The following is a 12,843-nucleotide window of genomic DNA, read 5'->3' on the forward strand; positions in this document are numbered from 1 at the left end:
AAGGGTGCTCACACACCCTTTTGCATCATCATTCTCCGGTTAGATCGGTGGACTGGAACGAAAACGGCAGAATCTCGTCCATTGTAAACGTCTTCGTTTCGCCTCCTAGATTCGTCGTATAAATCGTAGTATCGGTTGTAAAGAATTCGCTCATTACTTGACGACAGGAACCGCATGGCGGTACCGGACGCTTTGTATCAGCGGCGACAGCCAGTGCCTGAAACCTGCTGTGACCTTCCGACACAGCTTTGAAAATGGCAACCCTTTCTGCACAGCAGCTGACAGGATATGCCGCATTCTCAATATTACAACCTGTGTAGACACTGCCGTCTTCTGTAATTAAAGCAGCACCTACAGGAAATTTCGAATAAGGAACATAGGCATGTTCTCTGATTTTTTTCGCTTCTTCGATCAACTGTGTATGATCCACGTTATCCCCTCCCTTAATATGGGAACGTAATTATATATAAATTTTCTGAATTTGTAAAGCGATTACAAAATAAGGGCTCAGCACATCGGCAGGTTAAATAGTTGACACCTGTGTCAGAAAAAAGTTTATACTTAGAATGCATCATATAAAACATAGATTTGGGAGGGAAAAACAAGGTGAAATCTATCCTTACTTACAAAAAGATTGTATGGGTGTTCATAGCGCTTCTCGTTTTCACGGGAATTTTCACTTATCTACAGCTTCCGAAAAGGGAAATTCCGGAGATCAACGTTAATGTAGCATCCATATCGACTGTATATCCCGGGGCAACACCGGAAGAAGTGGAAAGGACCATCACGAATCCTGTGGAAGAAGAACTTCTTTCCATTGAAGGTGTCGATGAAGTAACTTCCGCCTCCACTGCCGGCTTCGGTTCTATAACCGTGACCCTGGCCGGGGATGCGGATCGAAACACGGTAAATTCGAAAATCAATCAAGCTGTATCAGACGTTTCCAGAAGTTTTCCTGACGAAGTTCAAGACCCTTCTATTAATACGGACGTATCCGGCTCAGCAGTAGCTTCTTATCATCTGCTCGCGGAAAATACAGAAACTCTTTACGGTCTCCGCGATCAACTGAATGATTGGGAGGAAGAGTTAACATCGATTAACGGTGTGGATTCCATTATGATTAAGGGCCTTCCGGATCAGAAGGTTTCCGTTTCTCTCGATAATGAGCAGCTCGAAGAGAATCAAATTCAACCGTTCAACGTTATTAGTACTATTCAGGAAGAAATCGGTCCTGCAGCCATTGGAACGGAAGAACAGGACAATGAAATCAAACAGCTCATTTTCAACAAATTTAAGAGCGTGGATGAGCTGAATGATCTTGGGGTCGGAACGAACGACCAGGGAGATTCCGTCACATTGTCAGATATAGGCTCCGTATCAGTGGCAAATGAGGATGCGGATGATTTAATTACTTATGATGGTCAATCGGCACTTTCGGTTACGGTAATGGCCGATGAAGGAGTAAACATCTCCTCCGTTCAAGATCAAATTACTGAAAAGTTGGATACCTTGAAAGAAGAGCTTCCAAGCGAGATAACCGTCGATCGTTTTTATACACAAAGTACGATTATCGATGAAGTTTTTAATAACTTAATAACATCCCTTGCTATTTCATTCTTTGCAGTTATCGTCATCATGGTCTTGGGACTTCCATTGTCATCCGCCCTTTTGGTTGCTTTGGCCATCCCCATTTCCATTATCATCGGACTGATTCCGCTGCCTTATGCAGGGGTGGACCTCAATCAAATATCCATAATTGGAATGATTATAGCCATTGGTATCCTTGTTGATGACGCCATTGTCGTTAACGATAACATTCAACGAAGATTCCAGCTTGGAGACGGGCCTTTGGAAGGAACTGTTAAGGGTGTACAGGAAGTAGGTAAATCGATCATCACCTCTACGTTGATGATTATTTTCAGCTTCTTCCCGTTAACGTTCATCTCTGGTTCCAACGGCGATTTCATACGTGCCCTTCCTTCTGTACTCATCTTTACCGTCATTGCTTCAACCTTTATCGCATTGACATTCATCCCAACTGTTCAATACGCAAGAAAACGGAACAGTAAGAAGAAGACGAAAGCGAAGACGGGACTGCTTGGCGGCCTGTTCAATGGAATGGAGAAAGTTTATGCAGACAAAATCCTTCCGAAAACAACGAAGAAACCATGGTTAACGACCATATCCGGTCTTGTCCTTTGTCTGCTGCTTGCTTTATTGGCTATCAAAATTCCATTTGAGTTCTTCCCGGCAGCCGACCGCCAGGAAGTTACCATTTCCATCGAGAATCAGCAGGGTACACCTCTCGAGGAGACAAAAAATCAGCTGCAATCTATGGAAGAATACTTGGAAAGCAAGGATGAAAATATTACCGAAACGGCTGTTTATGCCGGATCCGGCCTTCCTAATATCTTTAATTCGGGTCTTCAGCGTTCTGGAGAAAATACCGGACAGCTGCTCGTTCGTATTGACAGAGAAAAAACGAGCGCATCCGATTTTATTAAGGAATGGGAAGAACCTTTAAGAGAAGAATTTCCAGATTCTGAAATATTCCTGGAAACGATTGTATCCGGACCACCTCCTTCTCCACCAGTTCAAGTGAAGATTCAAGGGCCGGAGCTTTCCCCACTTGTCGAGGAAGCGAAAAAAGCACGGGACCTGCTTTCGGATGTTGAAGGTGCAGAAATCGCGACCGTCAATGCTGGTGAAGGACAGTCCTTTATTGAATATAATCCGGATCGTGAATTACTCAAAGATAATAACATCACGATCGATCAAGTCACATCGCTCATCCAACTGGCAAATACCGGCGTGCCGCTTGGTACTTTCGACAATGGCGTGGAGCGTCTTCCAATAGAAGTGAAAATTGATGACGGAGTGGCGGACGGCGTCGACTTAAGTGCACTTTCCATTGCCGGAAACACGGCAGGCCAATCCGGACCTCCGGAAACTATATCTCTTGAAGACGCGATTTCTACCGAAGAGGTTGAACAAATCGGAGTAATTCCCCACCTTGACGGTACGAGGACGATTACCATTGAGGCCTATCCGGAGGAAGGTAAGGATCAAACGTTCTCTGCTGGAGCAGAAGACGTGATCGCAAAAATCAAAAACGAACTTCCGGAGAACTATTCCCTCGTTGAAACAGGTGAATCAGATGCTACAACAGACTTCTTCGTGGAAGTCGCTAAATTGTTTGTTATCGTCTTGTTCCTTATTTACTTGACGATTGCTATCCAGTTCAATTCCCTGTTGATGCCGCTGCTTATTACAGGAACGGTATTCTTGGCGATTACAGGTGCCATCGTAGGACTGTTTGTATCCGGTGAACCATTGAGCTTCCTTGCAGTTCTCGGTATTGTTTCTTTATCTGGAATCGTAGTAAGGAACTCGGTCATTCTGGTCGAATTCATCGAGCAGAACATTGAAAGGTATGGTTCTATAAGGGAAGCCGCCATCGAGGCAGGAAGGGCAAGAATACGCCCGATTGTTCTGACGTCCCTCACATCGATTGCTGCTCTTGTGCCAATTATCATTACAGGAGACGTATTGTTTAAACCACTCGCGATATCGATTGTCTCGGGTCTGTTGTTCTCGACCATACTAACCTTGTTGCTTGTTCCATCTTTCTATTTGATTATTGCAAAGGTCACGAAAAGAAAGACAGCAGAATAAAATGAAAAGAAGCTCCCGTCCGGGAGCTTCTTTTACATATCAATCCATATCTGAAAGGAGCATATCCAGTACATAATGAGAAGACTGGTACAATTCTTTATACCTTTTCCTCTCGACATCCAAATAATAGCTGTGCAAAATAATCATTTCGACATTCTCGTGGGTGGATTTCACCTGATTAGGATGAACTGAGGAATTACGGTTTTTCACGAATGCTTCCGCGGCCGCCATCCAATTGCTGGTAAGATCAAACAGAGGTGCGGTTTCTTTCTTAACCATTTGAAAAAATTCGTGGCTCCTTCGATCGACAGGCCCTTCTGTGTTGAGGAACTTTTGGTGAAGTTGGTCGATCATCTCTTTCATTTCTTCTGTATACGTTCTTATTGACATAGGACTCACCTTTTTACATCTACTTTAGCACGGAAGATAATATAGAAGCAAAAATTTAACCGACCGTCCTTTGTTTCGCTTCTTTAGCAGCTGAAAGAAGGTGTGCCCTTTGTAAAGCAGCGCCTGCACGCTGTCTGTTAACCGTCAACTGCATAACATCTTCCCTGACTTTCTCTATGTCCTTCCGATGGGAGACCGTCATCGAAAAGACGATTTCATCCGTCTTCATAGACAGCCGGCGCTCCAGCAAGGCGAACTTATCACGGATGTTGGACAGCTGCTGTTCGAATTCGACCGGTGTGACGACCTGACTTTTTTTCAAAAGAATCTCCTCCTCATTTCTGGTAATAACATTTTCGCCAGGGAATGCATAAGTCCTTCCCCGTTGACAAGACTAGAACTAAAGCTACAAAACAAGCCACTATCACAAGACCCTTCGACACAAAGGAGGTCATGACCATGGCGAAGAAAAAAGATCAAAAAGCAAAGAAACCGACACCTGCCAAAACGGGAAACCCGAAGCTTGAGGGGGAGAATCGTCCGTCCACCTAAGACGTCAGAGCTGCTGCTATGCTATAGCAGCAGCTTTTTTTCAACGATTCCCCCTTAAAACCTCAACCCTTGACGAATAAATTAGATGGGTTTCACGTTTGATGATTCCGGGTATAACATGCCGGTGCTCCCCAAAAAAGCTTGTCGGTTTTGTGAAAAAATGAAACTTTTTTGTTGTTCACACGTCTAACATATTTGAACCATTTTGATATATCCTTCGACCCTTATTTTTGTTATGATACTCTCATGGCTATAAGGAGGGATGGCGTTTGAATTATCCCAACGGGAAGCGCGCTATAAAGCATTCGCTCGCCCCAAAAGGTAAGACGAAGACAGATTTCAGCAACCGTGGGATGTCTTTGGAAGAGGATATTAATGTGACCAACGAGCACTACCTTGCGTCTCAGAAAGCCGTGGTCCATAAAAAACCGACACCGGTACAAATTGTAAATGTGGATTACCCGAAACGAAGCGCTGCCGTTATCAAAGAAGCATACTTTAAACAAGCTTCGACGACAGACTTCAATGGAGTTTATCGCGGGAAATACATCGATTTTGAAGCGAAAGAGACGAAAAACAAAACGTCCTTTCCCTTAAGTAACGTACACCAGCATCAGATCGATCATATGAAGGCGGTTCAACTTCACGGCGGCATCAGTTTTCTGATCGTCAAATTCACCCCTTTGGATGAGGTCTACCTCCTCCCTGCTCAAGATTTATTCGTTTATTGGGACGAGCAGTGGCAAGGAGGTCGCAAATCGATTCCCTACTCCTATATTAAACAAAAAGGAAGCTTGATTCCTTTCCGTTATCAGGCACGGGTCGACTATGCTTCTGTACTCGATAAGCTCTATTTTTGAAATGGAGGAAAGATAAATGTCCAACGACAGCCAATCGCGTTCAGCACGAAGAAAGCAAGCTCAAAGCACGAAAAAAGGAAAAAACAAGAAAACTGGAAAAGTAAAACGTATATTTATGATCCTCTTTACCATCGGCTTACTTCTGGCCCTCGGTGTAGGACTATTATTCAGCTACTACATCGTCACAGCACCGGAACTCGATGCATCGAAATTATCCGTTCCTTTCTCTTCGAAAGTGTACGATCAAAATGATGAACTGGTTGCTGACCTTGCCAGCGATGAAAAAAGAACGAAAATTACTTATGACGATATTCCACAAGTCATGGAGGATGCGGTTCTTGCGACAGAAGACGTTCGCTTTTATGACCATATGGGAATCGATTTCCGACGAATCGGAGGTGCCGTCATTGCGAACATAACCGGCGGCTTCGGAGCACAAGGTGCCAGTACTATAACCCAGCAGGTTGTCAAAGAGTCGTTCCTTTCCCAGGAGAAGACGCTTAAACGTAAAGTCCAAGAGCAGTACCTGGCAATAAAACTCGACCAGGAATACACAAAAGAAGAAATTCTTGAAATGTACCTGAACAAGATCTATTACGGGGACGGAGCCTACGGTGTCGCGGTAGCGGCCGAAACTTACTTCGGCAAAAAAGACTTGAGCGAACTCACGCTCCCGGAAGCCGCTCTGCTTGCAGGACTGCCTCAGCGTCCAAGCGGATATATGCCATACGATCATCCTGATTTGGCACAAAAACGAAAAAACACCGTTCTCAGCCTGATGGTCCAGCACGGAAAGATCACCGAAGCGGAAGCCGAAGAAGCGCGTAACGTGAAGGTGGAAGATATGCTTGTCGAACGCCAGACGGAAAAAGCAACACCTTACCAGGCGTTCATCGACCGCGTGGAGGAAGAAGTACGAGAGAAAATGGATGGTGCGGAAATCTATGAGGATGGATTGAAAATCTATACCACTCTTGATACCGACGCACAGGATAATGTCCAACAAATGCTGAGCAACGAAGGTCCAATCGCGTGGCCGGATGATGAACTTCAAACAAGCCTGGCAGTTACGGATACTAAGACCGGTGCGATCCGCGCCATCGGCGGGGGACGCAACTATCAGAAAGGCGGTTATAACTATGCAACAGATATCAATCGCCAGCCTGGGTCGACGTTCAAACCGATAACGGCTTACGGCCCTGCCATCGAATATGACAAGATCTCTACGTATCACCAAATTAAAGATGAGAAAACCGATTTCGGTAACTGGAGCCCAAACAACTTCGATAATCAATTCCGCGGATGGGTTTCTGCCCGTTATGCTTTAAGCAGGTCCTTAAATATTCCGGCTATTAAAACCCTTCAGGAAGTAGGCGTCGGCAAAGGGCAGGACTTTGCGGAAGGATTAGGCATCGACTTCGGTGAAGATGGAATGGCCTTAAACGATGCAATCGGCGGCGGTAATACCGGCGTCAATCCGGTTCAACTTGCCGGTGCGTATGCCGCATTTGGTAACGAAGGTGTGTATAATGAGCCGTTCACGGTAAGAAAAGTAGAAGTTCCCGGAGAAGGGACTATTGACCTTACTCCAGAGCCGGAATCAGCGATGAGCAGCTACACTGCTTATATGATTTCAGACATGTTGAAAACGACCATGACAGAAGGTTCAGGGCGTGCCGCCAATATTTCCGGGCTCCCTGTAGCTGGTAAAACAGGAACCACCAACTTTGGTGATGTGGCACCTGACTCCTGGTTCAGCGGCTATACGACGAATTATACGATATCGATCTGGACCGGATACGGAGAGGATAATTCACGCGGATTGTCCGATGCTTCGAAAGATATTCCGAAGCAAATCTTTAAACCACTGATGACCGAGTTGTCGCAAGGGGTGGAAACGAAAGACTTTAGTAAACCGGACACCGTTGTTTCCGTCGATGTAGAAGAAGGATCCAATCCTGCACGTCTTCCAAGTGCCTATACTCCGGAAAGCAGAATCGTGACCGAATTGTTCCACGTTGACAATCAGCCATCTAAAGTTAGTAAGACGTTCCAGAAACTGGATTCCGTTAAAGGATTAGCTGGTAAATTCAATGAAGAAACAGGAAGCATTGATCTGAGTTGGAAATATGGAGATGCAGATGGAGTCACCTTCCGGGTCGCAGCATCCATTGACGGCGGAGAGAGCAGAGAACTTACGACTACCGGTGATACAAGTCTGGAGATCACCAATGTCAATCAAGGTTCAAGCTACGAATTCTCTGTCACCGCCATCAGCAGCGATGAGGATGCTCAAAACAGCGATCCTGCTACCGTCCGTGTCGATACCCCTGGTTCCAATGAAGAACCAGAAGAAGAAGCAGAAGAAGAACAGGACGAGTCGCAGGAAGAGAACACAGAAGAACAGCAGGAAGATGATCAACAGCAGGAAAACGAACAAGAAAATCAAGATCAAAATGAAGGCAGTGAAAACGGCCAAGGAAACGAGAGCGAAGACGGTTCAGATAGTAGTGATCAAGGAAGCAACGATCAAGGGAACGGCGGGCAAGGCGAAAATAATAACGGCTCAGACGAGCAGCAAACGCCGGAACCTCCTCAAGAGGAACCACCAGCTCAAGATCAACCGGCCGATCAGCCTGATCAACAGCCGCAGGAAGAACCTGCTGCCTAACAAAAAAACACCCTCATTCGAGGGTGTTTTTTTCATGTTGTGCTTTTTTACGCATACGCTTTTGACCTTCTCTACATAAATCCAGCAGAGGACAGGCTTCACAGTTCGGGCGTTGTGCTTTGCAGTGATAACGCCCGAAGAAAATCATCCGGTGATGGGTATCGCTCCATTCCTCTCTCGGAATTTTACGCATTAACGTCTTTTCCACTTCCAACACAGAATCCTTCCATCTGCAGATCCCAAGCCTTTTTGACACCCTTTCCACATGGGTATCGACAGCGATCGCAGGTTCCCCGAATGCGACGGATGCGACAACGTTCGCCGTTTTCCTTCCTACTCCCGCAAGACTTTCCAGCTCTTTTTGAGTAGGCGGTACTTGACCGTCAAACTGGAGGATGAGTGTTTCGGATAATTTCTTGATGTTTTTCGCTTTATTGCGGAACAGTCCAATCCTTTTTATATCGTCCTGCAGTTCTTCCAGGGAAACATCAATATAATCTTTTGGTGTCTTGTATTTGGCAAACAACCCGGGAGTTACCTTGTTGACAAGGGCATCTGTGGCCTGTGCAGACAAAACGACAGCGACGAGCAGTTCAAACGGATTACTGTGATTCAGCTCACATTCCGCCTCCGGAAACATTTCTTCAAAGGTATCTAAACAGTAACGAATTTGTGTTTTATTCAGCATAACGGTTCTTAAGAGTCCTCCTCCAACCAGTTATAATACAACGATATATCCTTTTTCTTACTTTCCTGCGGACGCGTCTGTCTTGGCTGCTGGCCCTGTCTGAACTGCTTTCCCTGCTCCCTCGCCTGTTCGACAGTCCGAATTCCTTTCCTGTTCCACTCTCTTAGAATACGGTCAATATATTTGAAGTTCAATTTACTCATCAAAACAGCTTCCCGAAGCGCGGCTTTAATCAGTGCGGGTGATTGTTTTTCTTCATCCAGCCATATATTAATGGTTTCAATTTCAAATGGAGACAACGGCCTTCCAAACTCCTGTTCAAACAGCGGGAATATATTTTCATTGTAAGAAGCGGAACTACTCGTTTGGACTTCTCTCGTTACGGTGAAAAGTTTTTCAAACAGCGGTTCCATCGAGTAACTTTCATTCAAAACGTGATCGCTATGATTCTGTTCGATCGTCAGCATCCGTTTCTGGATAAGACTCCGCAATACTTTGGAACAGTCCTGAGCAGAAAGCGTGGAATGATCAGCTATTTCCTCGGGTGTAGGAAATCCGTTACCATCTGCACGGAAACGATGTATCTGCAACAAAATAACAAGTTCCGTTTCGCTTAAGTTCAGCTTCTTATAATGCATCAACAAATGCTTGGGAACGACCATTTGGTTGTCCATGATGTTTTGGAAGCTTTGGTATTTAGCCAAACAAATCCCTCCGATTTTTCGTATATACCTAAATGGAATGAAAAACACCGATCCGCCAGAGGCGAGGCATCGGTGCTTCTTCCACATTTCATGCAGTTCTTAAGGGTAAAGTCTGTTGAGCAGACGCGGAAATGGAATCGTTTCACGAACATGCTCGACGCCGGCGATCCAAGCAACTGTTCTTTCCAGACCCAATCCGAATCCGGAGTGTGGAACGCTGCCGTACTCCCGTAATTGAAGGTACCATTTATAAGCATCATCCGTTAAACCGTGCTCTTCGTACCGTTGTTTCATCAATTCGAGATCATCGATCCGCTGGGAACCTCCAATGATTTCCCCGTACCCTTCAGGAGCAATCAAGTCCGCACAGAGGACAACTTCCGGGCGTTCCGGATCAGGCTTCATGTAGAACGCCTTAATTTCAGCAGGGTAGTTGGTTATGAATACAGGTTTATCATAGCTTTCGGCGATAGCTGTTTCATGCGGAGCCCCGAAGTCTTCTCCCCACTCAATGTCATCGAATCCTTTGTCCTTCAAGAGCTGAACCGCATCATCATAACTGATGCGCGGGAAAGGTGCCTGAATTTGTTTGAGCTTTTCTGTGTCACGCCCAAGTGCTTCCAATTCAATGGCACAGTTTTTCAGCACAGACTGAACAACGTGGGATACGTACTGCTCCTGAACTTCCAGGCTTTCCACGTGTTCCATAAATGCCATTTCCGGCTCGATCATCCAAAACTCAATTAAATGACGGCGGGTTTTCGACTTTTCAGCACGGAAAGTCGGCCCGAAACTGAATACTCGACCGAATGCCATCGCAGCAGCTTCCATGTACAACTGACCACTTTGAGAAAGATAGGCATCCTCTTCAAAGTACTTAGTGTGAAACAGTTCTGTAGAACCCTCTGCTGATGAACCCGTCAGGATCGGCGGGTCGATTTTGACATAACCGTTATCGTTGAAGAATTCATACGTTGCACGAATAATTTCATTACGAACGCTCATGACGGCATGCTGACGTTTGGAACGCAGCCATAGGTGCCTGTGATCCATCAAAAATTCCGTTCCATGTTCTTTCGGTGTTATGGGATAATCGACCGCCTCGTGAATGATTTCGAAGTCCGTTACCTGCATTTCATATCCGAGCGGTGAGCGGGTATCTTCGGCAATCACACCTGTTACGTAAAGGGACGTCTCTTGTGTTAGCGCTTTGGCCTCTTGGAACTTGTCTTCTCCAATATCTGCTTTGACGACAATACCCTGCATGAAGCCCGTTCCGTCACGAAGCTGCAGGAAGGCAATTTTACCACTTGACCGCTTGTTGCTGAGCCAGGCTCCAATCGTTACTTTCTCTCCTATATATTTTGCTGCTTCTTTAATAGTTGTCTTCAAAATAATACCTCCAACATTGCTTTATGATTGATGATTTTCTACGAACCGTTTGATTCGTTCCGCAGCTTTTTCCAGCTGGTCTAATGAAGTTGCGTAGGATAGTCGGACATTATCCGGACTTCCAAAGCCGGAACCCGGAACGAGTGCTACTTTCTCTTCATCAAGAAGAGCCTTCACCCATTCATCCACATTTCCGAAACCGCCTTGCTCTGCTGCCTGTTTCACGTTCGGGAACAAATAGAAAGCCCCTTGCGGCTTCACGCATGTCACTCCCGGAACTTCCACAAGCCGTTGATAAAGAACATCCAAACGTTCTTTAAATGCTTCTTTCATTTCTTCCACCTTCTCTTCAGAGCCCGTGTACGCTGCCAGTGCTGCGTATTGAGCGATAGAAGTCGGGTTGGATGTCGAGTGGGAAGCCAGGTTGGACATCGCTTTAATAATGTCTTTGTTTCCAGCGGCAAATCCGATTCGCCACCCTGTCATCGAATGAGACTTTGACACACCGTTGATAATGACGGTCCGGTCGTATAATGCGTCAGAAATCTGAGCGATGGACACATGTTGCTCATCCGTATAAATCAGCTTCTCATAGATTTCGTCGGAAATGATAAGGATATCGTTTTCCTCGCATACGCTGCCGAGAGCTTCCAGCTCATCCTTGGAATACATCATCCCCGTCGGATTACTCGGTGAGTTGATGATGACCGCTTTTGTCCGTGACGTTATAGAATTCTTGAGCTGTTCCGGAGTTAATTTAAAGTGGTTCTCCTCTTCTGCTGCCACGATCACCGGATTACCTTGTGCAAGCTTGATCTGCTCCGGATAGCTGACCCAGTACGGTGCAGGGACGATTACTTCATCGCCCTCATTCAGAAGAACTTGGAACAGTGTAAATAAGGCATGCTTCGCTCCTGTAGTTACAATAATCTGTTCGTTTGTATAGTTCAACCCTTGATCGCGTTTCAGCTTGCTCGTAATACTGTTCTTCAATTCCGGAATTCCGCCAGCTGGAGTATATTTCGTCATACCTTCGTCCATCGCCCGTTTGGCAGCATCCAATATGTAGGACGGAGTATTGAAATCAGGCTCGCCTGCACCCAAACCGATTACATCGTGCCCTTCTGCTTTTAATGCTTTGGCTTTCGCTGTGATGGCCAGGGTGGTGGATGGCGTTAATGATTGAACACGTTCAGCTAATTGCATATTCTTCACTCCTATTATTGGGTTCGTTTAAAGGCGAAACGTTGATCGAAATTATCGCCGGATAATGTAAAATAGTCGAATACATAGCGGTTCTGCTCATCTATATACGTGAGCTGAAACACTGGTTCTTGTTCTTCATATCCATATTGAATATCTTTGAATTGGCATGATGCACACGATTGCTGCCACTGTTGTCTCATCGCTTCAGGAGATATTTGACCACTCATATCTTCCACCTTCAGCACCTTCTTTTCAGAAAGGTCGAGAAAAGCAAGTTGCTCTGTGCCATTCTCTGTACTTCCCTTTACGATATGGATAGGAATGTTACCGTTGTAGGTTGACACATTCTCCACATTTGCAAGGTCCGTCTCTGCTAATGCGAGAGCTTCCGCCTCTGTCTGACCAGCTTCTCTATCGTGACTGATGCTCGTGTACATCCATACAAGGAAGGAAAAACCAAGAAGCAGAACCACCGCCAGAGCTGTCAGAGAAAACCACACCCACTTAGGTACGGTAAATCGTGAAGACTGCTGTCTCAGCATCGTCATCATCTAAAGCCAGTCCAAACATGAGATTATTTTCTTTTAATGTCCGATTCAAGGTATCGACGACTTTATATAGGTCGTCTGATTTCTGAATCCTGACGGTCGATAATGTTTCAATTTTTTTGTCCATCGTCAAACCTCCATGGTACTTTGTATTACC

Annotated in this window: 12 protein-coding genes; 3 read left to right on the forward strand and 9 right to left on the reverse strand. The window is 45.5% G+C overall.

The genetic code is table 11. The annotated features are described in order from the left end of the window. Positions 1-28: 28 nt before the first annotated feature. Positions 29-430, reverse strand: coding sequence for a cytidine deaminase (locus AXG56_RS05320; RefSeq protein ID WP_008638486.1), 402 nt, complete (start codon positions 428-430; stop codon positions 29-31). Positions 431-606: 176 nt separating this feature from the next. On the opposite strand from AXG56_RS05320, the gene AXG56_RS05325 reads away from it, so the two are divergent. Beyond that, positions 607-3,675 carry an efflux RND transporter permease subunit gene (locus AXG56_RS05325; protein ID WP_062513502.1) on the forward strand — a complete coding sequence of 1,023 codons (3,069 nt, stop codon included), beginning with the start codon at positions 607-609 and terminating at the stop codon, positions 3,673-3,675. Positions 3,676-3,714: 39 nt separating this feature from the next. Here AXG56_RS05325 and AXG56_RS05330 read toward each other — a convergent pair whose 3' ends face one another. Together AXG56_RS05330 and AXG56_RS05335 are read right to left on the reverse strand one after the other, a co-directional pair. Continuing rightward, positions 3,715-4,065, reverse strand: coding sequence for a YppE family protein (locus tag AXG56_RS05330; protein WP_008638489.1), 351 nt, complete (start codon positions 4,063-4,065; stop codon positions 3,715-3,717). A 55-nt stretch (positions 4,066-4,120) separates the two neighbouring features. Continuing rightward, positions 4,121-4,387: a hypothetical protein gene (locus AXG56_RS05335; protein WP_026577373.1), complete on the reverse strand. Its 267-nt coding sequence runs from the start codon at positions 4,385-4,387 to the stop codon at positions 4,121-4,123. A gap of 499 nt (positions 4,388-4,886) precedes the next feature. Here AXG56_RS05335 and recU point away from each other — a divergent pair, with 499 nt between their 5' ends. Together recU and AXG56_RS05345 are read left to right on the forward strand one after the other, a co-directional pair. Next, on the forward strand, positions 4,887-5,477 hold the full coding sequence (gene recU / locus AXG56_RS05340; RefSeq protein ID WP_008638494.1) for a Holliday junction resolvase RecU: 591 nt from the start codon (positions 4,887-4,889) through the stop codon (positions 5,475-5,477). Positions 5,478-5,493: 16 nt separating this feature from the next. Beyond that, entirely contained in the window at positions 5,494-8,148 is a 2,655-nt protein-coding gene (locus AXG56_RS05345) for a PBP1A family penicillin-binding protein (protein WP_026577372.1), read from the forward strand. A gap of 13 nt (positions 8,149-8,161) precedes the next feature. Here AXG56_RS05345 and nth read toward each other — a convergent pair whose 3' ends face one another. The 6 genes from nth to AXG56_RS19000 form a co-directional block, all read right to left on the reverse strand. Next, the gene (gene nth / locus AXG56_RS05350; protein ID WP_026577371.1) at positions 8,162-8,836 is read right to left on the reverse strand and encodes an endonuclease III; all 675 of its coding nucleotides are present in this window, start codon (positions 8,834-8,836) and stop codon (positions 8,162-8,164) included. A gap of 8 nt (positions 8,837-8,844) precedes the next feature. Then, positions 8,845-9,540: a DnaD domain-containing protein gene (locus AXG56_RS05355; protein ID WP_026577370.1), complete on the reverse strand. Its 696-nt coding sequence runs from the start codon at positions 9,538-9,540 to the stop codon at positions 8,845-8,847. Between the two features lie 99 nt (positions 9,541-9,639). After that, positions 9,640-10,932 carry an asparagine--tRNA ligase gene (gene asnS / locus AXG56_RS05360; protein WP_026577369.1) on the reverse strand — a complete coding sequence of 431 codons (1,293 nt, stop codon included), beginning with the start codon at positions 10,930-10,932 and terminating at the stop codon, positions 9,640-9,642. 21 nt (positions 10,933-10,953) lie between these two features. Further along, on the reverse strand, positions 10,954-12,138 hold the full coding sequence (locus tag AXG56_RS05365) for a pyridoxal phosphate-dependent aminotransferase (protein ID WP_026577368.1): 1,185 nt from the start codon (positions 12,136-12,138) through the stop codon (positions 10,954-10,956). Between the two features lie 14 nt (positions 12,139-12,152). Continuing rightward, complete coding sequence (locus AXG56_RS05370; RefSeq protein WP_235601464.1) at positions 12,153-12,689, reverse strand: DUF5590 domain-containing protein; 537 nt, start codon at positions 12,687-12,689, stop codon at positions 12,153-12,155. Next, entirely contained in the window at positions 12,643-12,813 is a 171-nt protein-coding gene (locus AXG56_RS19000) for a YpmA family protein (RefSeq protein ID WP_008638509.1), read from the reverse strand. The genes AXG56_RS05370 and AXG56_RS19000 overlap by 47 nt, the downstream gene beginning before the upstream one ends. Positions 12,814-12,843: the final 30 nt, after the last annotated feature.

It is taken from the genome of Halobacillus sp. KGW1 (assembly GCF_001592845.1).
GTDB lineage: Bacteria > Bacillota > Bacilli > Bacillales > Halobacillaceae > Halobacillus.

Bases quoted from the DNA above. Each gene is read 5' to 3' on its own strand.
- AXG56_RS05345 (WP_026577372.1), top strand. From the start codon at position 5,494: ATGTCCAACGACAGCCAATCGCGTTCAGCACGAAGAAAGCAAGCTCAA.
- AXG56_RS19000 (WP_008638509.1), bottom strand. From the start codon at position 12,813: ATGGACAAAAAAATTGAAACATTATCGACCGTCAGGATTCAGAAATCA.
- AXG56_RS05365 (WP_026577368.1), bottom strand. From the start codon at position 12,138: ATGCAATTAGCTGAACGTGTTCAATCATTAACGCCATCCACCACCCTG.
- AXG56_RS05370 (WP_235601464.1), bottom strand. From the start codon at position 12,689: ATGATGACGATGCTGAGACAGCAGTCTTCACGATTTACCGTACCTAAG.
- nth (WP_026577371.1), bottom strand. From the start codon at position 8,836: ATGCTGAATAAAACACAAATTCGTTACTGTTTAGATACCTTTGAAGAA.
- AXG56_RS05330 (WP_008638489.1), bottom strand. From the start codon at position 4,065: ATGTCAATAAGAACGTATACAGAAGAAATGAAAGAGATGATCGACCAA.